The organism is Sphingobium terrigena (genome assembly GCF_003591655.1).
Lineage (GTDB): Bacteria > Pseudomonadota > Alphaproteobacteria > Sphingomonadales > Sphingomonadaceae > Sphingobium > Sphingobium terrigena.
In genome coordinates this window covers 1-23,479 of record NZ_QVRA01000034.1, presented here as the reverse complement: position 1 = coordinate 23,479, position 23,479 = coordinate 1, and the positions used below count along the sequence as shown (strand labels likewise).

28 protein-coding genes are annotated in these 23,479 nt (G+C 61.9%); 13 read left to right on the top strand and 15 right to left on the bottom strand.

Annotated elements, in window-relative coordinates; genetic code table 11:
• Positions 1-79 precede the first annotated feature (79 nt).
• On the bottom strand, positions 80-1,192 hold the full coding sequence (dnaN, locus tag D0Z70_RS21830; RefSeq protein WP_119750038.1) for a DNA polymerase III subunit beta: 1,113 nt from the start codon (positions 1,190-1,192) through the stop codon (positions 80-82).
• A 171-nt stretch (positions 1,193-1,363) separates the two neighbouring features.
• Between dnaN and D0Z70_RS21825 the strand changes: the two genes are divergently transcribed.
• The 3 genes from D0Z70_RS21825 to D0Z70_RS21815 all read left to right on the top strand — a co-directional run bounded on the left by D0Z70_RS21825 (position 1,364) and on the right by D0Z70_RS21815 (position 3,663).
• Positions 1,364-1,852 carry a hypothetical protein gene (locus D0Z70_RS21825; protein ID WP_119750036.1) on the top strand — a complete coding sequence of 163 codons (489 nt, stop codon included), beginning with the start codon at positions 1,364-1,366 and terminating at the stop codon, positions 1,850-1,852.
• Positions 1,853-1,899: 47 nt separating this feature from the next.
• Complete coding sequence (gene rlmN, locus D0Z70_RS21820) at positions 1,900-3,168, top strand: dual-specificity RNA methyltransferase RlmN (protein WP_119750071.1); 1,269 nt, start codon at positions 1,900-1,902, stop codon at positions 3,166-3,168.
• Positions 3,169-3,240: 72 nt separating this feature from the next.
• Positions 3,241-3,663, top strand: a complete 423-nt coding sequence (locus tag D0Z70_RS21815) for a hypothetical protein (protein WP_119750069.1) — start codon at positions 3,241-3,243, stop codon at positions 3,661-3,663.
• Positions 3,664-3,723: 60 nt separating this feature from the next.
• Here the strand turns inward: D0Z70_RS21815 and D0Z70_RS21810 are convergent, their stop codons facing one another.
• Positions 3,724-4,230: a porin family protein gene (locus tag D0Z70_RS21810; RefSeq protein WP_119750067.1), complete on the bottom strand. Its 507-nt coding sequence runs from the start codon at positions 4,228-4,230 to the stop codon at positions 3,724-3,726.
• Between the two features lie 322 nt (positions 4,231-4,552).
• Here D0Z70_RS21810 and D0Z70_RS21805 point away from each other — a divergent pair, with 322 nt between their 5' ends.
• The 5 genes from D0Z70_RS21805 (at position 4,553) to D0Z70_RS21785 (ending at position 8,066) form a co-directional block, all read left to right on the top strand.
• A complete protein-coding gene (locus tag D0Z70_RS21805) occupies positions 4,553-5,272 on the top strand; it encodes a cytochrome b/b6 domain-containing protein (RefSeq protein WP_119750034.1) in 720 nt (239 codons plus the stop codon).
• Entirely contained in the window at positions 5,269-6,015 is a 747-nt protein-coding gene (locus D0Z70_RS21800; protein WP_119750032.1) for a molybdopterin-binding protein, read from the top strand. The genes D0Z70_RS21805 and D0Z70_RS21800 overlap by 4 nt, the downstream gene beginning before the upstream one ends.
• 31 nt (positions 6,016-6,046) lie before the next feature.
• Positions 6,047-7,288, top strand: coding sequence for an SAM-dependent methyltransferase (locus tag D0Z70_RS21795; RefSeq protein ID WP_119750030.1), 1,242 nt, complete (start codon positions 6,047-6,049; stop codon positions 7,286-7,288).
• Positions 7,289-7,400: 112 nt separating this feature from the next.
• Positions 7,401-7,691 (top strand): splicing factor U2AF large subunit, encoded by a 291-nt coding sequence (locus D0Z70_RS21790; RefSeq protein WP_119750028.1) that lies wholly within the window; start codon positions 7,401-7,403, stop codon positions 7,689-7,691.
• A 99-nt stretch (positions 7,692-7,790) separates the two neighbouring features.
• Complete coding sequence (locus D0Z70_RS21785) at positions 7,791-8,066, top strand: DUF3297 family protein (RefSeq protein WP_119750026.1); 276 nt, start codon at positions 7,791-7,793, stop codon at positions 8,064-8,066.
• 24 nt (positions 8,067-8,090) lie between these two features.
• Here the strand turns inward: D0Z70_RS21785 and D0Z70_RS21780 are convergent, their stop codons facing one another.
• The 4 genes from D0Z70_RS21780 to D0Z70_RS21765 form a co-directional block, all read right to left on the bottom strand.
• Positions 8,091-8,819, bottom strand: coding sequence for a CHAP domain-containing protein (locus D0Z70_RS21780; RefSeq protein WP_182914072.1), 729 nt, complete (start codon positions 8,817-8,819; stop codon positions 8,091-8,093).
• A 78-nt stretch (positions 8,820-8,897) separates the two neighbouring features.
• Complete coding sequence (locus D0Z70_RS21775) at positions 8,898-9,428, bottom strand: CHAP domain-containing protein (RefSeq protein WP_119750022.1); 531 nt, start codon at positions 9,426-9,428, stop codon at positions 8,898-8,900.
• A 109-nt stretch (positions 9,429-9,537) separates the two neighbouring features.
• A complete protein-coding gene (gene recF / locus D0Z70_RS21770; protein WP_119750020.1) occupies positions 9,538-10,611 on the bottom strand; it encodes a DNA replication/repair protein RecF in 1,074 nt (357 codons plus the stop codon).
• A 39-nt stretch (positions 10,612-10,650) separates the two neighbouring features.
• A complete protein-coding gene (locus D0Z70_RS21765) occupies positions 10,651-11,130 on the bottom strand; it encodes a hypothetical protein (RefSeq protein WP_119750018.1) in 480 nt (159 codons plus the stop codon).
• A 104-nt stretch (positions 11,131-11,234) separates the two neighbouring features.
• Between D0Z70_RS21765 and D0Z70_RS21760 the strand changes: the two genes are divergently transcribed.
• Positions 11,235-11,624 carry a VOC family protein gene (locus D0Z70_RS21760; RefSeq protein WP_119750016.1) on the top strand — a complete coding sequence of 130 codons (390 nt, stop codon included), beginning with the start codon at positions 11,235-11,237 and terminating at the stop codon, positions 11,622-11,624.
• Positions 11,625-11,647: 23 nt separating this feature from the next.
• Positions 11,648-12,181 (top strand): peroxiredoxin, encoded by a 534-nt coding sequence (locus tag D0Z70_RS21755; protein ID WP_119750065.1) that lies wholly within the window; start codon positions 11,648-11,650, stop codon positions 12,179-12,181.
• A gap of 146 nt (positions 12,182-12,327) precedes the next feature.
• On the opposite strand, the gene D0Z70_RS21750 is transcribed toward D0Z70_RS21755, so the two are convergent.
• Positions 12,328-12,717: a gamma-glutamylcyclotransferase family protein gene (locus tag D0Z70_RS21750; protein WP_119750014.1), complete on the bottom strand. Its 390-nt coding sequence runs from the start codon at positions 12,715-12,717 to the stop codon at positions 12,328-12,330.
• A 346-nt stretch (positions 12,718-13,063) separates the two neighbouring features.
• Here D0Z70_RS21750 and D0Z70_RS21745 point away from each other — a divergent pair, with 346 nt between their 5' ends.
• Positions 13,064-13,249, top strand: a complete 186-nt coding sequence (locus D0Z70_RS21745) for a PspC domain-containing protein (protein ID WP_119750012.1) — start codon at positions 13,064-13,066, stop codon at positions 13,247-13,249.
• A gap of 324 nt (positions 13,250-13,573) precedes the next feature.
• On the opposite strand, the gene D0Z70_RS21740 is transcribed toward D0Z70_RS21745, so the two are convergent.
• The 4 genes from D0Z70_RS21740 to D0Z70_RS21725 all read right to left on the bottom strand — a co-directional run bounded on the left by D0Z70_RS21740 (position 13,574) and on the right by D0Z70_RS21725 (position 18,712).
• Entirely contained in the window at positions 13,574-14,311 is a 738-nt protein-coding gene (locus D0Z70_RS21740; protein WP_119750010.1) for a DUF72 domain-containing protein, read from the bottom strand.
• Positions 14,312-14,345: 34 nt separating this feature from the next.
• On the bottom strand, positions 14,346-15,017 hold the full coding sequence (locus D0Z70_RS21735; protein WP_119750008.1) for a peptidylprolyl isomerase: 672 nt from the start codon (positions 15,015-15,017) through the stop codon (positions 14,346-14,348).
• 686 nt (positions 15,018-15,703) lie between these two features.
• Positions 15,704-17,605: an EAL domain-containing protein gene (locus D0Z70_RS21730; protein WP_119750006.1), complete on the bottom strand. Its 1,902-nt coding sequence runs from the start codon at positions 17,603-17,605 to the stop codon at positions 15,704-15,706.
• A 66-nt stretch (positions 17,606-17,671) separates the two neighbouring features.
• Positions 17,672-18,712, bottom strand: a complete 1,041-nt coding sequence (locus tag D0Z70_RS21725; protein ID WP_239019074.1) for a GlxA family transcriptional regulator — start codon at positions 18,710-18,712, stop codon at positions 17,672-17,674.
• Between the two features lie 288 nt (positions 18,713-19,000).
• Here D0Z70_RS21725 and D0Z70_RS21720 point away from each other — a divergent pair, with 288 nt between their 5' ends.
• Positions 19,001-19,264, top strand: coding sequence for a DksA/TraR family C4-type zinc finger protein (locus D0Z70_RS21720; RefSeq protein ID WP_119750004.1), 264 nt, complete (start codon positions 19,001-19,003; stop codon positions 19,262-19,264).
• A gap of 227 nt (positions 19,265-19,491) precedes the next feature.
• On the opposite strand, the gene D0Z70_RS21715 is transcribed toward D0Z70_RS21720, so the two are convergent.
• The 4 genes from D0Z70_RS21715 to D0Z70_RS21700 form a co-directional block, all read right to left on the bottom strand.
• A complete protein-coding gene (locus tag D0Z70_RS21715) occupies positions 19,492-19,887 on the bottom strand; it encodes a VOC family protein (protein WP_119750061.1) in 396 nt (131 codons plus the stop codon).
• Positions 19,888-20,126: 239 nt separating this feature from the next.
• Positions 20,127-20,759 (bottom strand): tyrosine-type recombinase/integrase, encoded by a 633-nt coding sequence (locus D0Z70_RS21710; protein ID WP_119750059.1) that lies wholly within the window; start codon positions 20,757-20,759, stop codon positions 20,127-20,129.
• A gap of 214 nt (positions 20,760-20,973) precedes the next feature.
• The gene (locus D0Z70_RS21705; protein WP_119750057.1) at positions 20,974-21,411 is read right to left on the bottom strand and encodes a GFA family protein; all 438 of its coding nucleotides are present in this window, start codon (positions 21,409-21,411) and stop codon (positions 20,974-20,976) included.
• 70 nt (positions 21,412-21,481) lie between these two features.
• Positions 21,482-22,465 carry an aldo/keto reductase gene (locus D0Z70_RS21700; RefSeq protein WP_119750002.1) on the bottom strand — a complete coding sequence of 328 codons (984 nt, stop codon included), beginning with the start codon at positions 22,463-22,465 and terminating at the stop codon, positions 21,482-21,484.
• 52 nt (positions 22,466-22,517) lie between these two features.
• Between D0Z70_RS21700 and D0Z70_RS21695 the strand changes: the two genes are divergently transcribed.
• Positions 22,518-22,934: a MerR family transcriptional regulator gene (locus tag D0Z70_RS21695; RefSeq protein WP_220475690.1), complete on the top strand. Its 417-nt coding sequence runs from the start codon at positions 22,518-22,520 to the stop codon at positions 22,932-22,934.
• Positions 22,935-23,479 lie beyond the last annotated feature (545 nt).

The following is a 23,479-nucleotide window of genomic DNA, read 5'->3' as shown; positions in this document are numbered from 1 at the left end:
TTTACGGAGGATTACTCAACACGACCAAACTATTGTGTAATTAACGGAACAATAAGTACCAAAAATTACCGGCTGCCACCTAAACTCGCATCGGCATCAATACATAGAGCGCCGGGCTACGGTCATTCTCACGGATCAACGTCGGTGCAGCAGCATCGGCCAGGTGCAGTTCCACCGTTTCACTGTCAATCTGGCCCAATATGTCGAGCAGATAGCGCGCGTTGAAACCGATGTCGAAACCCTCGCCCTGAAAAACGCCCGACACTTCTTCGGCCGCCGTGCCATTTTCGGGACTGGTGACCGACAGGGTGATCTTGTCACGGTCCAGGCTCATCTTGACCGCGCGGGTCTTTTCGGTGGCGATGGTCGCCACGCGATCCACCCCTTCCTCGAAGCTGCGCGGGTCGATCTTGAGCAGCTTGTCGTTCGCGGTCGGAATGACGCGGCTATAATCGGGGAAAGTGCCGTCGATCAGCTTGCTGGTCAGGATCGCGCTGCCCAGGCCGAAGCGGATCTTGCTGGCGGACAGTGAAATCTGCACCGACCCCTCGACCTCATCCAGCAATTTGCGCAGTTCGCCGATACATTTGCGCGGGATGATGATGCCGGGCATCCCGTCCGCGCCATCGGGGCGGGGTACGGTAACGCGCGCCAGGCGATGGCCGTCGGTCGCGGCGGCCTTCAGCACTGGCTGCCCATCATCCGACACATGGAAATAAATGCCGTTCAGATAATAGCGCGTTTCTTCGGTCGAGATCGCAAAGCGCGTCTTGTCGATGATCTGCTTGAGCGTCTCGGCGGGCAGCTCGAAACTGGTCGGCAGGTCGCCTTCCGCGATCACCGGAAAATCGTCGCGCGGCAGGGTGGACAGGTTGAAACGCGCGCGCCCGGCCTGGATCAGCATCTTGCCATCGGCCGCCGCCAGCGACACCTGGCTGCCTTCGGGCAGCTTGCGCGCAATGTCGAACAATGTGTGGGCGGAAATCGTGGTCGCGCCAGCCTGTTCCACTTGCGCGGAAATGCTTTCGACGACCTGCAGGTCCAGATCGGTCGCCATCAGCTTGATCGCGCCATCGGCTGACGCCTCGATCAGCACATTGGACAGGATCGGAATCGTATTGCGCCGCTCGACCACCGACTGGACGTGGCTCAGGCTCTTCAACAGCGTCGCGCGTTCGATGGTGGCCTTCATGTCCCTGTTCTGTCCGTTTCTTTTCTGCAAGTGGCCCGGATGCACTCGAATCCGGGTGACGATGATGGATGGTTCTTCATAACCGCTGTTGCGGCATGGGCAAGCACTCGCTCACGCTTTCCCACAGCAGGACGCTTGCAAAACGGGACAGGGTGCGCTCTGCCTTCGCGCATGAGCCGCATCGCCGCCCTTCTGATCGTCCTGCTGATGGCCGCAATGCCCGCTGCCGCGCGGGATTCGCTGGGCATGTTCGATCGCTGGGGGGCGTTCCGCGATCCTTCGACTCCGCGCTGCTACGCCATCGCCCGGCCCGCGAAACGCGACGGGCGGGTCAGTCCGGGCTTCGCCTCGGTCGGCACCTGGCCGCGGCAGAAGGTACGGGGCCAGGTCCATTTCCGCCTGAGCCGCAGCCGCGCAGACAAGGCAGTGGTGACGCTCAGTGTGGGAGAACGCCGTTACACGCTGGTCGCGGGGCGCAGCGACGCCTGGGTAGCCGACCCGCGCGGCGACGCCGCGATCATCGCCGCCATGCGATCGGCCAGCAGCATGAGCGTGCAGACCAGCGACGCGCAGGGCCGCGCCTTTGCCGACAGCTACGCCCTGCGTGGCGCGGCAACGGCGATCGACGCGGCGGCACTGGGGTGCGCGCGACTGCGGTAGAGCGGCAGCGCTTTAATAGTCGGCGAAAATCGACTATGGGCGCGATCATGCAATCAGCCGCCAACCCCATCATGCCGATTCCTGGCCTTATCGATCCTGTGCCCGTGCCGCGCGCCGTTACGCCGCGCGCGGATGGCCGCACCGACCTGCTGGGTCTCTCGCGTCCGCAGATCAAGTCCGTGCTGGAGGAAGCGGGGCTGGAAATGAAAGCGGCCAAGCTGCGCTCCAAACAGCTGTTCCACTGGCTCTATCATCGCGGTGAGACGGATTTCGAGGCCATGACCGACCTGGCCAAGCCGATGCGCGGCTGGATGGCGGAACGCTTTGTCGTCGGCCGCCCGCAGGTGGTGGAGGCGCAGGTGTCCACCGATGGCACCCGCAAATGGCTGCTCCGGTCGGACGATGGGCAGGATTATGAGATGGTGTTCATCCCCGATGCGGATCGCGGCACTTTGTGCGTATCGAGCCAGGTCGGCTGCACGCTTAATTGCCGCTTCTGCCACACCGGCACGATGCGCCTGGTCCGCAACCTGACGCCTGGCGAAATCGTGGGTCAGGTGATGCTGGCGCGCGATGCGCTGGGCGAATGGCCCAAGGGTAACATGGGCAGCGCCGCCGCCATCCCGGATGACGAGGATGAGGACGCGCCGCAATATTCGCCCGACGGGCGGATGCTGACCAACATCGTGATGATGGGCATGGGCGAACCGCTCTATAATTTCGAGCATGTCCGCGACGCGCTGAAAGTCGTGATGGATGGCGATGGCCTCGCTCTCTCGCGCCGCCGCATCACATTGTCGACCAGCGGCGTCATCCCGATGATGGCCCGCGCCAGCGAGGAAATCGGCGTCAATCTGGCCGTCTCGCTCCATGCCGTGACCAAGGAAGTGCGCGACGAGCTGGTGCCGATCAACAAGAAATATGGGATTGAGGAGCTGCTCCAGGCCTGCGCCGATTATCCCAAGGCCAGCAATGCGCGCCGTATCACCTTTGAATATGTGATGATCAGGGACAAGAATGACAGCGACGATGATGCGCGCGAACTGGTCCGCCTGATCCGCAAATATAAGCTGCCGGCCAAGGTCAACCTGATCCCGTTCAACCCCTGGCCCGGCACCGACTATGAATGTTCGACACCGGAGCGGATTCGCGCGTTCAGCAGCATCGTGTTCGAAGGCGGCATTTCCGCCCCGGTCCGCACCCCGCGCGGGCGCGATATCATGGCAGCGTGCGGCCAATTGAAATCGGCGAGCGAAAAGAAGAGTCGCGCTGAGCTGGATCGGCTGGCGGAGGAAAAGCAGGCGGCGCTGGGCTGATCCTCGCTGATGGAGACAGGATGCCACAAGCCCCGCCCGTAACGGCGGGGCTTTTCATTGGGGGGAGTGATGATGACCGATGACGAGATTGAGCGGTTGGCCACCGGCTTTTGCGCCTTCACCCTGCCGAAAGCCGAATGGACCCATGGCGCGCATTTTGCGACCGCGCTGTGGCTGATCCTCAAACGTCCCGACATCACGCCCGAACGCGACATGCCCGCCATGATCCGCGGCTATAATGAAAGCGTCGGCGGGGTGAACAGCGACACGGGCGGCTATCATGAAACCATCACCCAGGCGTCGTTGCATATGACCCGCGCGCTGCTGGCTGGTCTGCCGCAAGATGTGACGCCTGCCACCGCGCTGGCCGCGCTGATGGCATCCCCATTGGGGGACAAGGACTGGCTGTTCACTTACTGGTCACGGGACACCCTGATGTCGGTCGCGGCGCGCCGCAATTGGGTTGCGCCTGACCTGCAATCCCTGCCTGCATAGAAAAGGGGCGATCCGTTGCCGGACCGCCCTTTCCTTATTCCAAACTGGTCCTGAAGAGGATCAGAAGCGGAAACCGACGCCAACCATCGCGGCGTCACGGCCACCGATATTCTGCTCATATTCGGTGCGCTGATACTCAGCCGAGATATAGGTGTTCGGGGTCGCCGCGAATTCCAGACCGCCGCCGAAACGGACGCCCTCGAACGCTGCGCCAACGCCCAGCGTTTCGATGCGCGTGGTGGCATAGCCGACCTTGCCGAACGCCAGGATGCGCGGGGTAGCGACGAAGCCGACGCGCAGCGATGCGGCGAGATCACGGCTGATCTCCACGCCGGAATCGCCAACCGTGGTGTCGCCCAGGCTGACTTCGACGCCGCCGGTGATGCGCGGGGCGAGTGCCAGGTCATAACCGGCGGTCACGCCATAGGCGAAGCCATCCTCGTCACCGGCATTGTCATAGCCCAGCGTCACGCCAGCGCGCGGCCCGGTGAAAGGCGCAGCATCCTGAGCGAAAGCAGGGGCCGAAACGCAGGCAGCAGCAATCGCTGCGAAAATCACAGTTTTCATAAAGTCCTCGATATATATATTCATGGCCGAATAGAGAAATTCATCCGGCGTTCAGGTTCGATGCCAAGAAATCATGGATAATATAACACAACTCCTCCTGCCCATATCTCCACCTTGTCTGGGGAATATATGGCCGCGATCGGCATCGGCGTCGCGCAACCGCCATCTAGGTTGGGCATTTTGGTTTGCAAAGGGGTCAGGTCTTTATTTCAAATGATTTCAATATTCTGTTGCAAAAGTGTAACAACGACATGGGATGGCTATGCGCGCACCATCGCGAACATCCGTGGACTAGGCGGCGTGATCGGTTAGGATAGCTCGCATGGACAGTCAGACCCCGAAGGCGAACGGCACCGTCAGGCGGCACCGCCTGTCGACACGGCTGTGGCACTGGCTGAACGCGGCCTTGCTCTATGTCCTGTTCACCAGCGGGCTTGGCATCTTCAACGCCCATCCCCGCCTTTATTGGGGACAATATGGTGCGAATCTGGACGCGGCCTGGCTGGAGCTTGATCGCTTTCCCGGCTGGCTGACCCTGCCTGCGCTCTACAGCCTGGCCATGTCGCGCCACTGGCATCTGGCCGCCGCGCCGATCTTCGCCTTCGCGCTGTTATTCTATATGCTCTGGAGCCTCGCCAACCGGCACATCGTTCGCGACCTCGCTTTCCGTCGCGATGATCTTGCCCCGCGCCATATCTGGCAGGATATCAAGGATCATGCCCGGCTGCGTTTTCCCACGGGCGACGCGGCGCTGCGCTATAATGTGCTGCAAAAGGCCAGCTATATCGGCGTGATCTTCATCCTGTTGCCGCTCATCATCATGACCGGCCTGACCATGGCGCCGGGGATGAACGCGGCCTGGCCCTGGCTGGTCGATCTGTTCGGCGGGCGGCAATCGGCGCGCTCGCTCCACTTCATCGCCGCCTTTGCGCTGGTCGCCTTCTTCCTTATCCATATATTGATGGTGCTGCTGGCCGGGCCGGTGAACGAGGTGCGATCCATGATCACAGGCCGCTATCGCGTGCCGGAGGAACGGCCATGATTCTCACCCGCCGCACCCTGTTGCTGGGGGTCACCGCAACGCTGGCGGGGTGCGACCGGCTGGGGCGGCATGAAAGCGTGCGTGAAGCCCTCTTTTCGGCTGAAAATTTCCACCGCTGGGCGCAACGCAGCCTGATGGCGCGCGACGCACTGGCGCAGGAGTTTCGCCCCGACCAGATATCGCCCATCTTCCGCGCCAATGGCACCGCCAACCCTAATACGCCAGCCTATAAGGCGTTGTGGCGGGGCGGCTTTGCCGACTGGCGACTGCCGGTGACGGGGCTGGTGACGCGCCCGCTGTCCCTTTCTCTTGCGCAATTGCAGGCGATGCACCACCGCACCCAGATCACCCGCCATGATTGTGTCGAGGGCTGGAGCGCGATCGGCAAATGGCGCGGTGTGCCGCTCAAACCCATATTGGAGGCCGCCGGATTGCGCGACAGCGCCCGCTACCTCGTCTTTCGCTGCGCCGACGATATGGGCGGGGGGCGGCCCTATTATGAGAGTATCGACCTGTTCGACGCCTTCCATCCCCAGACGATCCTGGCCTATGCGCTCAACGATCGCCCCCTGACCGTTGCCAATGGCGCCCCGCTGCGGCTGCGGGTCGAACGGCAATTGGGCTATAAGCAGGCCAAATATCTGATGGGCATAGAAGCGGTCGCAACGTTTGACGGCATCGGCAAGGGGAAGGGTGGCTTCTGGGAGGATCATGCCGGATATGACTGGTATGCCGGGATTTGACCTGCGCCGTCCGGGGTGACAGATTATCGCCATGACGATGTTCGAGCGTATCCTGCGGCGACTGGTCACCCATGGCCAATTGACGATCTACACCCCGGACGGCACCCATTTCACGGTCGGCAAGGCCGACCCTGCCTTTCCCGATCTTGCGCTGCGGTTGCAGGACAAGCGGGTCGCCTTCGACATAGTGCGCGATCCGCGGCTGGGCATGGCCGAAGCCTATATTGACGGACGGGTGACGATAGAGGGTGGCGGCATCATGGAATTTCTCTCCATGCTCCGCGCCAATAATCCGTGGGAGAGCGGCCGCTCGATCGACGCGAAAAGCGCGCTGTCTCGCGGGTTTGGCAGCGCCCGGCAAAAATTGTGGCGCGCCAATCACAAGGCGCGGGCCAGGGCCAATGTCGCCCATCATTACGACCTGTCGGCTGCGCTCTACGCTCTCTTCCTCGACCGCGACCGTCAATATAGCTGCGCCTACTGGCCCGACGCCGACAATGATGCAGGCATCAGCCTGGATCAGGCGCAGGAGGACAAGAAGGCCCATATCGCCGCCAAGCTGCTGCTGAAGCCGGGCATGAAGGTGCTGGATATCGGCTGCGGCTGGGGCGGCATGGCGCTCTATCTCCACCGCACCTGCGGCGTCGATGTAACCGGCATCACTCTGTCCGAAGAACAACTCAAGATCGCGCGCCAGCGCGCCGCCGACGCGGGCGTGGCCGATCATGTCCGCTTCGAGCTGATCGACTATCGCGACATGACCGGACCGTTCGACCGGATCGTGTCGGTTGGCATGTTCGAACATGTCGGCACCGCCCATTACCGCACCTTCTTCAACACATGCCACGATCTCCTGACCGCAGATGGCGTGATGCTGGTTCACACGATTGGCCGCATGGGCGGGCCGGGGATGACCGACGCCTTCACCCAGAAATATATCTTCCCCGGCGGCTATATTCCCGCTTTGTCGGAAATGATCGCAGGCAGCGAGGGGACACGCCTGATGGTGACGGACGTGGAGGTGCTGCGCCTCCATTACGGCCTGACCATCCGCCACTGGTACAAGCGGGCAATGGCCCACCGCGCCGACATCATCGCCCTTTATGATGAGCGCTTCTTTCGCCTCTGGACCTTCTATCTGGCGGGCGCAGCGACCGTGTTCGAACATGGTGGCATGGTCAATTATCAGGTCCAATATGCCCGCAACCGCCGCACCCTGCCGATCACCCGCGACTATATGCAGGAGGCGGAGGCCGCTCTCCAGGGCCGCTGACTGGCTGAACCGCCGCTAAATGGCGCGTTCGCGGACGGTTCAGTCGGCTTGGGCCATTGTCCCCCTCATGGTCCTGCCTCTGGAGCGGCGGGACATGTGAGGAGAGAGCGACATGAACATCATCTGGAAAGGTGCCGCGGCACTCAGCCTGACTATTGCGGGCCTCAGCATGGCAGCCCCGGCACAAGCGCAATATTATGGCGGCTATCGCGATGGCTGGCGCGGCGACCGTGGCCATCACTGGAATGGTAGCCGCTGGGACAACCGGCGCTGGGACAATCGCCGCCACTGGCGCGGCGACCGGCGCGACTGGCGTTATCGCGGCTATCGCCAGCGTTGCTGGACTGAATGGCGCTATGATTATTATCGCGACCGCGACGTGCGCGTGCGCATCTGCCGCTGATCGCATGACCAGCCTGCAACCCGCTGCCGATCGGAGGCGGGTTGCAGCAGGACGGGCAAACGGCTAGGCGCGGCGCAACCTTGCAGGAAATATCTGACCATGAGCGATACGCCCCCCGATCATCTGTCCACCAACCCGCGTAGCCCCCATTTCAACATGGATGTGCTTCAGCGCGGCATCGGCATCCGCTTCAAGGGGCGTGAGCGCAATGATGTCGAGGAATATTCGATTTCCGAAGGCTGGATCCGCGTCGCCGCCGGCAAGACCCGCGATCGCCACGGCAACCCGCTGACGATCAAGCTGAGCGGCCCGGTCGAAGCCTGGTTCCAGACTCCGGCGGCAGAGTCCGAAGAAAAGCCCGCCGACGCCGAATGATCGCATCGGCGCACGTCGCACCAATCAGTTCAGCCTCGTCTCCCGCTTCACATCGGCGATGATCGCGCTCAGCGTCCGCTGCGACGGTGCGCTGTCGGCATATTCGACGATGAAGGGATCGGCCTCCAGCTTCGGGACAGGCTTGCGTTGCGGTAGCGTCGCGGGGCCGCGCGCATAGGCGGGCGCGGCCCCGCGCGTCGCCATCGCCGCAGGTAGCCGCTCCTCGTCCCATTGATCGCGATCGACACGGGCAAAGCGCACGCTGCTTCCCAGCGCCGGATCGGGCGTGAACTCGCGCAGCTTGGCCTTTGCGGGATAGATGAAGCCGAAAGTAGGGTTGGTGCGCGCGCCCATCTGCCCCGTGGGACTATGCCACACCCGCACCTGGCTCCAGTCGCCCGCATCCGACACATCGATCGCCAGCACATCTTCCTCGATTGCGCCGGGCACTGACCAGTTGGCATGGCGGATCAGCACGCGCCGGTCGTCCAGCAAGCGACTGACCACCGCGACATGCCCCAATGTCATGGGGCCTGCCGGACGAAAGGCCAGCACCGCGCCCTTCTTCGGCTTTTGCCCGCGCTTATACTGCGCCGCCGCCTGGTCCCACCAGGTCAGCGCATCGCCGCGAATCTCTACCCCCGACACGATGCGCGCATAGGGGACGCATTGCAGCGCCGTCGCACCCCATAGGGGCGCAGCGCTCAGGCCGGACAGCAGGCACATTGCCGCCCAGCGAAACTGTCGAACCATATGCGATCCCGAAACCCAAAGAATCGCCCCACCGGGACCGACCCTAGTTCCTGACCTGTTATGAAGCGGTTAAATGCTTTAGAAAGCGGAGCGGGCAGCGCCGGTAACGCTCTGGTCGGCCATGGCGACCAGCACCGGCTGGTCGATGGTCTTGGGCTGATCGGCATAGATGAAGCCGTTGGCCGGGTTGGAGCGCAGCCCCAGATTACCGATCGGGCCATACCAAACGCGCACGTCGGACCAGTCGTTGTTGGCCGACACATCGACGGCGCGGACATTGCGCTCGATGCCGCCGCGATAGGACCAGTTGGCATGGGTCAGCAGCACTTCGCGCGGGCTCACCACCTTGCTGACCATGGCGACATGGCCGACCGGCATGGCGCGGCTGGAGGCGAAAGACAGGACAGCGCCGACGCGGGGTTCATGACCACGATCATAACGGCCCTGCGCCTGGTTCCACCAGGTGTTGGCGTTGCCATGCAGCTGTATGCCGGACACCTGACGGGCAAAGGGCGCACATTGCAGCACGCTTGCGGTCGCAGGCGAAACGATCAGGAACGAGAGCGCACAAAGAGCAGCGGCGATAAGCCGTTGAAAACCAATGATCATGCGAATGCGACCCCGACCTTGTTTCAGGCTTTTTGCCCCGTTGAAAGGCTTTAGGGCAGAGCGAAGGCGCATTGAAAAGCGCGGGGCGACGAGTCGTTGCGGGGGCGGGTTATGTCGCGGAACGAAAAACATGCCCCGCCGTTACCGTCAGTCGAGTGGCCGACGATAACTCACTGAAAAGACTGGATTCTGTTCCCGTCATCCACACCTGCCCGCCCGTTTGCCCCAATCGGTCGAACAGGGCGGCCCGTCGCGACGGGTCGAGATGCGCCGCCACCTCGTCAAGCAACAGCACCGGCGGCTGGCCGCGATGCTCGGCCACCAGTGCAGCGTGAGCCAGCAGGATCGAGAGCAGAAGCGCCTTCTGCTCGCCGGTCGAACAGAGCGCGGCGGGCTGGTTCTTGGCAATGTGGATCACCGACAGGTCATGGCGATGCGGCCCGGACAGGGTTCGCCCAGCCGCCGCATCGCGACGTCGTTCCCGCCCCAGCCGCTCGGCAAGCGGCAAATCGCTGTCATCCTCCTCGCTTTCTATCGTTACCAGCGGTCGCGCAAAGGGCGCATCGGGCTGCCGCGCCAACGCCAGGTTCATCCGCGCGACCAGATCGTAGCGGGCCGCCGCCAGTGCCACGCCATGTTCGCCCATCTGCGCCTCCAGCGCGGACAGCCAGGCCGGATCGGCGCGGCGTGGATCGGCCAGCAGCCGGTTGCGCGCGCGCATCGCCGCATCATAGCGCGCGCTGTGCGCCGCATGGGCCGGGTGCAGCGCCAGCGTCAGCCGATCCAGAAAGCGCCGCCGCCCGCCGGGGCTGTCGAGAAACAGCCGGTCCATCGCCGGGGTCAGCCAGACGATCGACAGATGATCGGCCAGTGCGTTGGCGGACGATGCAACGCCGCCGATCCGCACCTGCCGCCGGTCGGGCGTGGCGGCGGCAACCCCGGTGCCCAGCACCACGCCATCCACCTCCGCCGCGATGCCGAAACCGCCCGGCCCGTCCTGCCGCGCCATCGCCCGCAACGCCGCGCCACGCAGCCCGCGTCCGGGCGCCAGCATCGACACCGCCTCCAATATATTGGTCTTGCCCGCGCCATTATCGCCGGTCAGCAGGATGAAGCCATGATCGGGTACGATCAGCGCATCCGCATGATTGCGGAAATCGCTCAAGGTCAGGCGGCCGATCATCGCCCGGCTGTAGCCGGGTCGGCGCGCGCGGGAAAGCGTTTAGCAGCGCTTGCGCGTCACCGCCGTTCCATCATTGATAATCGTCAGCGTCGCGCCATCGGCCGCCGGGCGCAGCACCAGCGTGCGCGTCCAGCTTTGCCCCTCGCCAGTAAAGGCCGCCTTGACCGACAACTGGCCGTCGGCATCGGGCGTTACTGCTTCGACCATGCCGACGCTTTCATGAAAGACCATCTGGTCCGGCAGGATGTTCAACTCCAGATCGGCCATCCGGTCTCCGCATTGATCGCTCACGCCAGTCCAGCGACCCTGCAAGGCGGCGGGGATCGGCCCGGATGCCTGCTTTTCCGGCACAGGCGACTGCGTTGGAACCGTGGCGTTCACTGGCTGCGGCTTGTCCGGCACAGGCTCCGTCCGGTCGCTGATATTCGCCACCACATTTGGCTGCACCTCCGGCTTTTCGGCAGGCTTGTCGCAGGCGGCAAGGGCGATCAGCGGTAGCAGGGCAAGGACAAGGCGCATCACAACAGAACCGGCGAGCCGTCCCCTAGTTCCTGTCCCTGATCGTGATCGACTGCCGTCGCCATGCTATTCTCTCCGCCGATGTGAAAGAGGGAGAGCATGTCATGCCGGTGCTGGGAATGGGCGGATTATTTTTTCGCGCGCGTGATCCCGACGCGCTGAACGCCTGGTATCGCACCCATTTGGGCGTGGGCGCGGGCTGTGTGTCGGATCCCGATGCCAAGCCCGACGAATGGACCTGGCGGACATTGGGCGGACCGATGGTCTTTTCTGCGTTCAAGGCGGACAGCGACTATTTCGCCGCGGACAAGGCGTTCATGATCAACCTGCGCGTGTCCGATCTCGATTCCCTTCTGGCCGGCTTGCGGGACGCTGACATTGCCGTCATCACCAATGCCGAATGGGATCATCCCGATGTCGGGCGTTTTGCCCGCATTCATGATCCCGAAGGCAATGCCATCGAATTGTGGGAGCCGCCCGCGCCCGCCGCCTGACCGTGATTTTAAGGAGCCTGATGATGAAGCGCCTGTCCCTGTTGCTTGCCGCCGCCGCTACCCTGTTGGGATCGAGCGGGGCGATGGCCGCCCTTGCCATCGGGGCCAAGGCGCCCGATTTCACCACGCGCGGCGCGCAGGCGGGCAAGACCTTCACCCTCACACTGTCGCACCAGTTGAAGCGCGGGCCGGTCGTCCTCTATTTCTTCCCCAAGGCGTTTACGCCGGGCTGTTCGGCCGAAGCGCGCGAATTTGCCGACAATATCGACAAGTTCAAGGCGGCAGGGGCCACCGTCATTGGCATGTCCGCCGACCCGGTCGATGATCTGGTCGCCTTTTCGACCAAGGAATGTGCGGGCAAATTCGCCGTTGCGTCGGCCGGGCCGGGCATCGTGTCGGGCTATGACGTGGCGCTCAAAATGCGGCCGGGCATGACCGACCGCACCTCCTACGTCATCGCCCCGTCAGGCCGCATCGCCTTCGTCCATTCCGAAATGAACTATGCCGAACATGTCAAAACCACTTTGGCAGCAGTGCAGGCGATGAAGCAGAAATAAAAAAAACGCCGTTCGTGCTGAGTGGGGACTGAGCGAAGCCGAAGGCCCGTATCGAAGCATTATGCGCTGTTCGATACGCCATTTCGACTTCGCTCAATGGCTACTCAGGACGAACGACGAACGGGGTAGTTTGCCTCCAAGGCCATTCACTCCCCCAAAAAATCCCCACCCGCAATCCGCGCCAGTCCCGCTACATCGCGCGCGTAGATATAGGTCCAGGCCTCGACCGGCCCGTCGGCCCCCTGCACCGTCACCAATGCGCGCCGATATTCATGCGGCTCCGGGAAATGCGCAGCACATTCCTCATACTCGTCCAACTGCGCCAGCAGTGCGGCCGGATCGGCTGGGGCAAACAGATCGCCCGTAACCACCCCTTCATCACCCGGCACGAAGCCCGGATACGTATCGACCCGATACAGCGCACCGCGCGCCGTCGCTCGTCCCACGATAGGCGCCACGCTGCGCAGCCATCGCGCCATCGGCCCGTCGAAACCTGCCCGCAACGTGCCATAGGCGAACAGTAAAGCGCTGCTCATGTCACGCCCATGGAAATTATCCCGATAAATGGCAAATTTCCCCAACTGATAGAAATGCCCGCAGGCATATTTCGCTTTACAGCGCCTGAAAGTCGCGAATTTCTGCGGAAAAGCAAAACTGGCACGGCTCCTGCAATCCTGTCGGGCATCAAGGCCGGATCGCCCGGCCAGCCAAAAATCAGGGAGTTTCTACCATGTCCATCGCCAAGTTCCACAGTGCCGCCGTCGCCCTTGTCGGCGCTTTCATCGTCGCCAGCCTGTTCGTCGGTGCCGCCGTGCCGGTCGTGCCGATCGCCTGATCGACCCGCATTTTTCCCCAAAATCCCAAAATCAGAAGGCCAGACTCATGAACAACAGCTTCACCCTCGACCGTCGCCACGGCAAGATCATGGGCGTGTGCGCGGGCTTGTCCAACCGCACCGGATGGGACGTCACGCTGATCCGCGTCGCCACCGTCCTGCTGACGCTGTGCGCACTCGGCCCGGTCGGCGTTGTGGCCTATCTGCTCGCTGGCTGGCTCGCGGAAGGGTAAGCTGATGGCGAGATAGCTGAAAGTCAGCGCATAATAAAAGAGCCGCCCCGGCCTATGCCATGGGCGGCTTTTTAATATCCCGACGAGTCGGGGTAGAGATGAGCGCGGATTGCGCTCAGGCGTAAAGCACCGAATAGAAGGTCAGCATCTGCACGCCGACCGCAACCACCAGCGCAGCGCCCTGAAAAGCCTGTCGCATATATAACTCCAATATGGTCATTCATTGCCGCCTCATGCGGGCGGACCGGGCCTATGCGCCCGTCATGCTATTGTAACAATCGCAAAGCGCGGCGCACCGATTGCAACAAATGCAACAGACTGTGACTATATAGCCGCACTCAATGCCAGCGCCGCGGCCGGGTTGCGCACCTTCGCGCCACTGATGAAGAAGGCATAGGCATCGCCCGTCACCGCCTGCGTCCGCAGCCATGCCGCCCGGTCCGCCAGCGCCGCCGCGCCATAGCCGGTCACCTCATCCTCCTGCGCCCGCATCAGCCGCATGTAGGAAAACCCGACGTCCGCGCCCTGAATTGCGGGATAGGTCTCATGATCCGCCAGCACGACCGCAGCACCAGCCTCCCGCGCCATCGCCAGAAAGGCAGGGTCATCGAAACTGGGGTGCCGCACCTCCAGCGCATGGCGCAGCGGTACGCCATCGACACTGGCCGGCAACAGTTCCAGGAACGCGCCGAAATCGTCGGGATCAAATGCCTTGGTCGGCATGAACTGCCACAAGATCGGCCCCAGCCGGTCGCCCAGTTCGGCAATCCCCTGTCCGACAAATTTGCCGACCGACTCGACCGCTTCCGCCAGCACCCTGCGGTTGGTGCAATAGCGCGACGCCTTGACCGCAAATTGGAAGCCATCCGGCACCGCCTTCGCCCAGCCTGCAAATGTCGCGGGTTTCTGCGTGCTATAATAGGTCGCGTTGATCTCGGTCGCGGTCAGATGTTGTCCGACATAGGCCAGTTCATCCTTCTGCCGCAGTCCGGCCGGATAGAAAGTCCCGCGCCACGGCTCGAACACCCAGCCGCCAATGCCGATCCTGATCCGCCCCGCCATCCCGACCTCCCGCGCAACATTGCGTTACCTATGTCTATCTCACTGTCGGCCTTTTCAAGCCGATCAGCCATGGCTTGACCCCGCGCGTCGGTTTCGCCGTTCCATCCATCCGCCGCGCCCGCAGGATCTGGACGGGTTTGACGATCATCTGCCCCCGCATCGGACCCGTTCCGCAACAGGTCGGCACCGCCAATATCTTTTTCACCACCGCCATCCCGCCCACGACATGGCCGAACGCGGCATAGCCGATGGACCCCTCGCGCGCGTCCATCGTCGGGGTCGCGCCAACGGTCATGAAGAAATTGCCCATCGCCGAATTGGTCCGGTTGGGCCGGGCCATGGACAGGGTGGCGTCGAGATGGCGGATGCCGGTCTGGCTGGTCGGCTCATGCACCACCGGCGGCAGCGATCGCCGCACATCCATATCGATCCCGCCTTGGATCAGCCCTTGTTTGGGATCGCTCTTGCGCCGCGCCGCGCGATAGAAAGTCACGCCATCGAACCGCCCGTCATCCACATAGGTCAGGAAATTGGCCGACGTCCGCGGGGCGCGCCTGGTATCGAGCGCGACGATGATCGTCCCCGCCGACGTCTCGATCGCCACCCGGATATAGCCGGGCGTCGGTCGGTTCGCAGGCGCCGCATGGGCAAAACTGGACGAAAGCAGGGCTGACAGGATGGCAAGGCAACGGACAAACAGACGCATCGACAGACGAACACTCGCGGCAGGGAGGGGCACGGCCCCAAAGGCTAAAGCCGCCGCACGGTTGGCGCAATTGCCCGCTGCCAGATTGGCTGTGGGTGGCAAGATTAGCATGAGGGGAAACTGGTGCCGGAGACGGAATCCAAAAAACCAAATAACGATTTGATTTCAAAATCTTCATTGCTCGTCCGGCGCAGCGAGATACCGCAAAATATACCACGAGCGTCATATGATGATTCTGAGCTTATTCTAAGCTTATAATTTCATTGAAGAATTTGGCAAGGAAGTATCCATTTCTGGCCGCCTGCATCCAAACATCGAGAAATCCTCAGGTTTTGGACGTGGGTTCGGTTCCCACTTGATTAGCTTTAGCGTTTATTTGAGGCAACAGCGACCATTCCCGGAAACTTAAGGGCCAATTTTTGCTCTCCATGTGCAGATTGTCCGGTTCCGGAGGCTCGCGACCAGTCGCAGTCATTCAAAACAGGCTACGTGAATGTCTGCTCCTTATTAAAAGCTGTCCTATCCACGCCGCGAAGAAGGAGGCTGATCCTGTATAACATTTTTGCAAAGCTGCGGTTCGTGCAACCGACAGCGGACGTCCGTTGAGGTGCAGTTGACTTAGGTTAAATTGAGACAGCGGTATGTTTCCGACGCCGATGCAGGTAAGCATTCTGATTGAAACATCCTCATTCCGGAAGACCTCCCGTGTGCGAAGCACGATTGTCATTGAGCGTCGTCAGAAGGCGGCCCTGCTGTGCTTGGTCGTGCGAGATCGCGTGATACTTGATGAAAGCGTCAAACGCTGTGGTATCGAGCGGGGGAGAATAGAGATAACCTTGTCCGACTGAGCAGCCGAGGGATTTCACAACGGAGAGCTCCGCGTCGGTCTCGATCCCTTCGGCGACGACACGGATATCCAGCACCCCGCCTAGCTTTATGATGCTCTCGACGATCACCCGCTTGGCAGGGCTGTGAACGACATCGCGCACGAAACTGCGGTCGATCTTGATCTCGGTCAGCGGAAATCGTTCCAGGTACCGCAGATTCGAGTATCCGGTACCGAAGTCGTCGATAGAGATTTCAACACCCAAGCCGCGCAGGTCGCGAAATACGCGCAGGACTTCCGCCGGCTCGGGCATCATGAGACTTTCGGTAAGCTCAAGGGTCAGCCATTCAGGACGACAGCCGGTCTCGGCGACCACCTGCTCGACAAACGCCACCATGTCCCTGCGGGTGAATTCCAGCACCGACACATTGCACGAAAAACGTATGGGTGTGCGTCGTCCGTCGTTGATGCGCATCGCCTGCTTAGCAACCGTTCGCAAAGCCCATGCTCCGATGTCCAGGATCGCGCCGGTCTCCTCGGCAACGCCAATGAACCGACTTGGAGACTGCAGCCCGAACACGCCGTGGTTCCATCGAACCAAGGCCTCGGCACCCACAATGTTTCCCGAATGCAGATCCAACTGAGGCTGATAATGCAACAGCAGTTCCTCGTTCGGAATTGCAGCCTGCAGATCATTTGCCAACCGGATGCGATTGGAGGCGTCGCGTTCGTCCGCCGCAGCAAAGCGATGCGGCGGGTGTGAAGCCATCGCTTTCGAGCGCTGCAAGGCTGCGGCAGCCTGGCGAACGAGCTGAAGTGGATCCGACCCGATCGATCCGACCGTGAAACCCGCGCCGAATTGGGTCGTCATTGCCGCGCCGGGCAGAATGAAGCGGGGCTGCAACAGGTTCAGAACATCGTCGACCAAGTCCGCGGCGCGTTGGGCATCGCCAAGCTCGAAGGCAAGCGTGAAGCTGTTTGTGCCCACGCGCGCCAAGGCTACCGATGGCAACGTTGCGAGGCGCCCAGCGACCGCTCGCAAGAGCGCATCACCGATATCATAGCCGAAGCCATTGTTGACATCGTGAAACCGCATGATGTCGAGCTTGAGCAGCAGCACCACGAATCCTGCGGGAACGCTTATCGACGCCAGCCGATCAAGCAGGCCGTAGCGGTCGAGCAGACCGGTCAGGCGATCAACGCCTGACGCGTAGGTGACATCGCGGATCAGGCCGGCGCAGTGCGTGATCTGCCCGGATGCATCCCGATGCGGCACCAGTCGCAGCGCGTTACGGAACATCGTGCCGTCGCGCTTGTAGTTGCGCAGCGTCACAGAACAGGCGCGACCTTCGGTCAGGGCAGCTCGGATTTCGGCGATTTCGGGCTGCAGGCGGTCGCTGCCTTGAAGGTAGCGGCAATTCTTGCCGATGGCCTCAGCTGCAGTATAGCCGGTAATCGCTTCGAACGCGGCGTTGACCTTGATGATGGGGTGCCCACGCTGACGCATGTCCGCGACCACCACGCCATCACCGACGTGGTCCAGGGCCAACCCATATGCAGCCAAAATGGAATCGGAATCGTCCGATGGCCGGTTCAGGCAGTCCCATTGCTTGGGCCTGAATCCACAATCCCCCTGCGGTGGGCCCTTATTGTCGTCTCGGTCATGCGCCACGGCACGACCAGGGATCGCCGCCGATACCGTTGAAAAATCCGGTCCGGTCCGGTTGGTATTTGCGCTAAAAGCAGAGCGATCATTTCGCATTGTCTGGCCTCCAGGTTCGACAATGCGAACCCCCAGCCGAACCTTCAATGACCGCAGAGCGACGCTTCAGGACAAATCGGCGGCACTTTCGTCTTTGGCCGCCACGCCAGACCCGGCAGTCTGAAATCGCTGGCGATATTCTGTCGGGGTGACACCGATCCGGCGCACAAAAGCGCGCCTCAGGGTTGTCGTCGATCCAAATCCAGCGGCATATGCGATCGTCTTGAGCGGCGCGCTACTGTCTTCCAGCAAACGCCGGGCAATGTCGATTCTCGTCAGTTCGACATAGGTAGCTGCGCTCGAGCCCAGCTCGGCGTGGAAAAGCCGTGACAGCTGGCGCGGTCCCACCCTTGCTACCTCGGCGAGCGCTTCGAGGGCCAGTTCCCCGCGGGGATATTCGAGGATGTGCAGCTTGATCCGGTCGATCGGACTGCTCGTGGCTGATTGAGCGGTCAGGGCATCGCTGAACTGCGACTGACCCCCCGGGCGTTTGAGAAAGACGACGAGGCGGCGTGCCACCCAGAGCGCGAGCGCCCGGCCATGGTCCTCTTCGATCAGGGCAAACGTCAGATCTATCGCGGCCGTCACCCCGGCTGAACTGAACACGGGTCCGTCGCGGACGAAGATCTGGTCGGGCTCCACCTCGATGGCGGGAAAGTCGGTCGCCAGACGATCCGCATATTCCCAATGCGTCGTGGCACGGCGTCCTGCCAGCAATCCTGCGTGCGCGAGCAGGAAAGCACCGGTACAGGTCGATCCATAGCGCCGGGAGTGCCGGGCCTGATCCTGCAGCCATCGCATTGCGGGGCCGCTCGGGCGCGTCGGCAACCCATAAGGCCCGGTGACGATCAGCGTGTCGCAGGTCGGCGCCGCAGTGTCGATGCTGGCATCAGCCACATATTTTACGCCAGAAGCGGTGGCTGCAACGCCCCCATGCTCGGTTACGAGCTCGACAGTGTAATGCGGTCCTGACCCGATCTTGCAATTGGCTTCGAACAGCGCATCGCGAATACCGGCGATTTCGAGCAGGTGCACCTTGGAGGGCGCAAATATGGTGATATGGATGGCCTGTACTCCGCTCAGCGACAGCACTAGGCCATGGCCCATGCCGTATACGCCCCTGCGCGCCGAACACAAAGCGCGTCGCGAATGCGGTCGGCGGTCGCGTGCGACGCTGCTGACCGAGTCGTTGCCAAGCGGCAGGATGATCCCCACATACGCTGTGAGGCTGGCCAGCCAGTAAGAGGTCTCCTGGCTGTCCGGCGATGATAGCATTCCAAGGGGCGGCGAAGACGCGCTAATCTTGTTTCACAAGGTCAGATAGAGAGGCGCGGCCAGAACCATCTGGGGTCCGGTGTTCGGTCAGCGCCCAGTTCACAACGAGGAGACGCTACAATGGCGAACGGCTGGGCGCGCGATGGTGCGATTCAAGATCAAATCGACGATACGGTTAAGGACGCGGTGCTCAGCGCGCGGTCACGCTTGCCGATTGGCGATGGCACCGAATACTGTGACGACTGCGGAGAGGAGATTCCAAAGGCGCGTCGCGCGGCGCTGGCTGGCATTCGTACGTGCATCTCCTGCCAGTCTATGCGTGACCGGCAGATGCGAACTGCAGGAATCAACCGGAGAGGCAGTAAAGACAGTCAGTTGCGCTGATCGAGAAACGCGAACTGACCACGCAGACATAGAGGGCGCCGGCGGCAACCGACCCTGACCCAGTCGTTCGCGGTTCCAAATTGAATTTCTGGCTACGCCTGAAGCCGCCACGCCCCTTTCCCGATAGCACATCGGCGGCACTTTTGACCAACTTATGGGTCGAGGTTGACCGGCCCTGCGCCACGCCCAATTGCTCGGTGGGCCGGTACATAGAAGGGTAAAAAACTCTATCCGGGGATGTGGATCCCGCAAAGCTTGTTGCCGTCGGGATCGCGCACGTAAGTCAGGTGGATAGTTCCCATCGCGGACTCCCGCGGGCCAGGAGCGTCTTCGATTGACGTCCCGCCGTTGGCTACGGCTACATCATGAAATTGCTGAACTTGCTCGGGCGAATTGCACGAGAAAGCAACGGTGCTCCCGTTCGCCACGGTGGCAGGTTCATCGTTGATCGGCTGGGTGACGATGAAGTTGGTTCCGCCCTGGTTCGGGTAGAAGAGGCGCGTATGTCCGCTTCCAGCGATGTTGATCATCGGCTCTGGCACACCCAGAACACCCAAAACCGCGTTGTAGAACCGCCGCGATCGCTCGATGTCATTGGAGCCTACCATCGTGTGGAATAACAATTTCTCTCTCCCTATCGTTACGAGGACGCTTGTGGAGGCAGTGTGGGATCGGAGCAAGCGACCAGTTGCGTTCTCAGCCAATTTAGAAAGCCTATCCGATCGCGCTTAGTTGGCCAGTCGGGGAAGGACCGGACGTCGGGTATTGGCGAGCTCCGCCGTTAGACACCTTACGTCGGAACGGCAGGAAAGTCCCAAGCGCCGCGAAGTTGGCCCCTCGCCGAAGGCGAGGAGCCGATTGGTCAAATTTCGGTATTCTCGGCGAGGGCAAGCGCATCTTCCACGTCAATCCCGAGATAGCGCACCGTATTCTCGATCTTGCTATGCCCGAGAAGGATCTGGACGGCACGAAGGTTTCCGGTTGCCCTGTAGATGATCGATGCCTTCGTTCGCCGAAGTGAGTGCGTGCCATAGTCGCTTCGCATCAGACCGACCCCTGTCACCCATTCATCGACGAGCCGGGCGTACTGGCGGGTGCTAAGATGCCCATTATGGTCAACCCGGCTGGGAAAGACGTAGTCGTCGACCGTGCCACCCCGCCGATCGAGCCAGGCCAGCAGGCTAGCCCGAGCGTCGGGGAGCAGTTCAAACTGAACGGGTCGACCTGTTTTCTGCTGCATGACGATCGCACGCGTTCGAATCTGCCCGCCGCTGACGATGTCGCCGATCTTCATCTGCACCAGGTCACAGCCGCGAAGTTTGCTGTCGATCGCCAGGTCAAATAGCGCCCGATCTCGCAAGCGGCGGCGTTGATTGAGGTAGAACCGGATCTCCCAAATTTGCTTCGGTTTCAGCGCGCGCTTCGCGCCGACGGTTCTTCCCGCATTCCATACGGGGCGTTTGGTGGTGGTGGGTTCAGTTTCAGGCATCTCCATGATCATTCTCCGATGGCCAGAGTGGCCTTCCGGAGAACGCTTTGGCGTCGGATAAGCAGGAAGGCCCCGAAGCGCCTGTCGACCAACTCAAGCCGTTCCGTCACCACGGCAAAAGTGTCCGGTCGCGCCGAAACCAGTCATACACTTAGCATCGCTTGTCCCGAGCAGCGGCTTGCCAGAATATAAAGAATCATCGCTCGACGCTTGCCGCAGCTTACTTCGCAAGCGCGACCTGGAACTCTGCAGGAGTTGGCGTTTTCTCGAAAGCGGGGGATTTATCGGGCAAAGTCACCCAAGGCTGGGCGCTGCTGGTCCAGATATGAATGGCGGGCACAACCTCGTTGCTGCGGTCGAGCGTTCCCGCGCGCAGGATGATCATGCCCGGAACTGCGCTGTTGCGGTTGGCGATGCGTGTCATGCACCGGGCGCATCCGAGATGCTCGGACGGCATCTGCTCCACATCGTCCAAACGGAAGCGATGCGCGCCCGGGTCCAGCGAAAGGATTGCTTCGGGTAGCATCGCGTGGAGCGCGAAGGCGCTGCCGCTCCATGTCTGGCAGTCCCGGCAATGACAGGCATAGACCAGCGGCAGGGCGTCTAGGGCGATATCGTATCGGATCGTGCCGCAGCGGCACCCTCCCGTTATCGGCATGGGCATTCCTTGTTCCGAAGTGTGAGTGGCAGGCAGTTGCATGTCCCGCTTACAGGCGATACTCGTCCGATCAAACCGCGATGCCCTTAACGGCGGCGGCGAGCGGTTCGAGCGCCTGTATCGCCGCTTCATTCGGGCGCATCAGGGCTGCGGCCAGGTTTTCTTCGAGACGCGCGCGCTTGCGAGTACCCGGAATGGGCACGCAGGCGACGCCGAGTTCAGTCGCCCGGGCATAGAGCCACGCCAGCGCGAGTTGCGCCGGGGTGGCCCCCATGTCGGTGGCGATCCCCTCGATCCGTTCGACGAGCCGGGCATTCGCATCGACATTCTCCGCCGAGAAGCGCGGGAAATTCTGGCGCGCATCGTCCGCCCTCAATGCGGCGCCGAAGGCCCGCCCGGTCAGCATCCCGCGTCCCAGCGGTGAATAGGGTACGACCGTCACTCCGAGCTGCGCCGCTGCCGGGATCACTTCGCGTTCGATGTCGCGCGTGAATATCGACCATTCCGATTGCAGCGCCGCGATCGGATGCAGGGCATGCGCCGCACGCAATTCGGCCCCATCGACTGCGCAGAGTCCCAGCCAACGGACCTTTCCTTCGGCGACGAGGTCGGCCATCGTGCCGATGCTGTCCTCCAGCGGCACCGCAGGGTCACGCCGATGCATATAGTAGAGGTCAATGGTGTCGACGCCGAGCCGTCGGAGCGAGCGCTCAGCCGCCGCGCGGATGAATTCGGGCCGGTTGTCGAGGCTCCAGTCGTCTGGACGCTCGGGCGAGCGGGCGTAGCCGAACTTGGTGGCGATCAACACGCGGTCCCGGTGCGCCCGTACGAAGGGCGAAAGAAACGTCTCGTTGGCCCCCATGCCATACATGTCGGCGGTGTCGAACAGGGTGACGCCCAATTCCAGGGCGCGCTCCAGCGTGGCGCGTGATTCAACCTCGTCGGTCTCACCGTAGAATTCGCTCATGCCCATGCAGCCGAGACCTTGGACGCCGATGAGGGGGCCGTCCTGGCCGAGTGGAACCTGCGGGAGTGGAGAGGAAAGGCCGGTCATTTTATGTCTCCAGTTTCTGACAGGCCAGCCCTATAACCGTGGACTTTAGTCAATGGTCAAGAGCTTTTCCGCGATGCTGATTTCCCAGTTTTCCAAAGCGACCGGCTTGTCGCTCGACACGATTCGCTTCTACGTCCGCAAGGGGCTGCTGAACCCAGGGCGGAACGGCAAAGGCGGTACGAACCCCTATCAGGTTTTCGGCGCGCAGGATGTCACGGCGGCGCGGATGATTCGGCTGCAGCAATCGCTGGGCTACTCGCTGCGGGAAATCGCAGCACTGGGTGCCGAGTACCGTGCGGGTGAGGACTCGCCTGCACGGACCGCAGCAGTGTTGAGGGCGCAGATGGCGAAACTCGAGGAGCGGCGTTCCGAACTCGAGTCAGCCCTCGACTTTCTTGGCAGGAAGCTCGCATGGGTGGAGGCGGGCCAGCCCAAGGATGCTCCGAGTTGGGAGAATTTCATCTGCTGACCTTCTGGCAGCAATAATGAACTTTACTTCTGCCCGCGTCGGGAAACGACATTTGGCAATCGGACCAGGGGGGCAGGGAAGTTCCTGCGATTAGGTGATCGCTCCCTGCGGCAGGCGACCAGAATGCATCGTTCACTCATTGAGTTTTGGACGGCAGCTGCCACCGGAACCAGCCACTCGCGCGGCGCAAAGCCGACCAACAGGTATGCGCCCGAATTCCAGACCTTGAACACTATAGCCGATATTCCTGAAAACGGCCGTTCGCTCAGCCCGCAAAGCGACCAACTTGTAAGCGCGGCCATCCGGGACCTGTGATATTTAGACTTTGGTGCTTGCATCAGACGTGCCTTGATCTGAAGCAACATGAGCGGACTTGCGACATAACAAAAAGCGTGGTTTCTTCGTGCATGGCGGATAGCGAAAAGGTCGTGTCCCACGGGGTGGTGTAGGAACCGTCGATCCACGGCAGGATCGGGTTCGGGTCAGGCGGCCAGAGCTGGCAGGCTGACGATTGGGTTATGGCTCACCGAGCCGATTGTTTCCAG

Excerpts from the sequence above, each read along its gene's own strand:
- D0Z70_RS21735 (WP_119750008.1), bottom strand. The coding sequence starts at position 15,017 with ATGCGTCTGTTTGTCCGTTGCCTTGCCATCCTGTCAGCCCTGCTTTCG.
- D0Z70_RS21730 (WP_119750006.1), bottom strand. The coding sequence starts at position 17,605 with ATGCGAAATGATCGCTCTGCTTTTAGCGCAAATACCAACCGGACCGGA.
- D0Z70_RS21710 (WP_119750059.1), bottom strand. The coding sequence starts at position 20,759 with ATGGAGATGCCTGAAACTGAACCCACCACCACCAAACGCCCCGTATGG.
- D0Z70_RS21765 (WP_119750018.1), bottom strand. The coding sequence starts at position 11,130 with ATGCGCCTTGTCCTTGCCCTGCTACCGCTGATCGCCCTTGCCGCCTGC.
- D0Z70_RS21785 (WP_119750026.1), top strand. The coding sequence starts at position 7,791 with ATGAGCGATACGCCCCCCGATCATCTGTCCACCAACCCGCGTAGCCCC.
- D0Z70_RS21805 (WP_119750034.1), top strand. The coding sequence starts at position 4,553 with ATGGACAGTCAGACCCCGAAGGCGAACGGCACCGTCAGGCGGCACCGC.
- D0Z70_RS21700 (WP_119750002.1), bottom strand. The coding sequence starts at position 22,465 with ATGACCGGCCTTTCCTCTCCACTCCCGCAGGTTCCACTCGGCCAGGAC.
- D0Z70_RS21725 (WP_239019074.1), bottom strand. The coding sequence starts at position 18,712 with ATGGGCCATGGCCTAGTGCTGTCGCTGAGCGGAGTACAGGCCATCCAT.
- D0Z70_RS21775 (WP_119750022.1), bottom strand. The coding sequence starts at position 9,428 with ATGATCATTGGTTTTCAACGGCTTATCGCCGCTGCTCTTTGTGCGCTC.
- D0Z70_RS21755 (WP_119750065.1), top strand. The coding sequence starts at position 11,648 with ATGAAGCGCCTGTCCCTGTTGCTTGCCGCCGCCGCTACCCTGTTGGGA.
- D0Z70_RS21740 (WP_119750010.1), bottom strand. The coding sequence starts at position 14,311 with ATGGCGGGGCGGATCAGGATCGGCATTGGCGGCTGGGTGTTCGAGCCG.
- dnaN (WP_119750038.1), bottom strand. The coding sequence starts at position 1,192 with ATGAAGGCCACCATCGAACGCGCGACGCTGTTGAAGAGCCTGAGCCAC.
- D0Z70_RS21720 (WP_119750004.1), top strand. The coding sequence starts at position 19,001 with ATGGCGAACGGCTGGGCGCGCGATGGTGCGATTCAAGATCAAATCGAC.
- recF (WP_119750020.1), bottom strand. The coding sequence starts at position 10,611 with ATGATCGGCCGCCTGACCTTGAGCGATTTCCGCAATCATGCGGATGCG.
- D0Z70_RS21705 (WP_119750057.1), bottom strand. The coding sequence starts at position 21,411 with ATGCCGATAACGGGAGGGTGCCGCTGCGGCACGATCCGATACGATATC.
- D0Z70_RS21780 (WP_182914072.1), bottom strand. The coding sequence starts at position 8,819 with ATGGTTCGACAGTTTCGCTGGGCGGCAATGTGCCTGCTGTCCGGCCTG.
- D0Z70_RS21800 (WP_119750032.1), top strand. The coding sequence starts at position 5,269 with ATGATTCTCACCCGCCGCACCCTGTTGCTGGGGGTCACCGCAACGCTG.
- D0Z70_RS21815 (WP_119750069.1), top strand. The coding sequence starts at position 3,241 with ATGACCGATGACGAGATTGAGCGGTTGGCCACCGGCTTTTGCGCCTTC.
- D0Z70_RS21695 (WP_220475690.1), top strand. The coding sequence starts at position 22,518 with ATGGTCAAGAGCTTTTCCGCGATGCTGATTTCCCAGTTTTCCAAAGCG.
- D0Z70_RS21790 (WP_119750028.1), top strand. The coding sequence starts at position 7,401 with ATGAACATCATCTGGAAAGGTGCCGCGGCACTCAGCCTGACTATTGCG.
- D0Z70_RS21795 (WP_119750030.1), top strand. The coding sequence starts at position 6,047 with ATGACGATGTTCGAGCGTATCCTGCGGCGACTGGTCACCCATGGCCAA.
- D0Z70_RS21825 (WP_119750036.1), top strand. The coding sequence starts at position 1,364 with ATGAGCCGCATCGCCGCCCTTCTGATCGTCCTGCTGATGGCCGCAATG.
- D0Z70_RS21745 (WP_119750012.1), top strand. The coding sequence starts at position 13,064 with ATGAACAACAGCTTCACCCTCGACCGTCGCCACGGCAAGATCATGGGC.
- D0Z70_RS21810 (WP_119750067.1), bottom strand. The coding sequence starts at position 4,230 with ATGAAAACTGTGATTTTCGCAGCGATTGCTGCTGCCTGCGTTTCGGCC.
- D0Z70_RS21760 (WP_119750016.1), top strand. The coding sequence starts at position 11,235 with ATGCCGGTGCTGGGAATGGGCGGATTATTTTTTCGCGCGCGTGATCCC.
- D0Z70_RS21750 (WP_119750014.1), bottom strand. The coding sequence starts at position 12,717 with ATGAGCAGCGCTTTACTGTTCGCCTATGGCACGTTGCGGGCAGGTTTC.
- rlmN (WP_119750071.1), top strand. The coding sequence starts at position 1,900 with ATGCAATCAGCCGCCAACCCCATCATGCCGATTCCTGGCCTTATCGAT.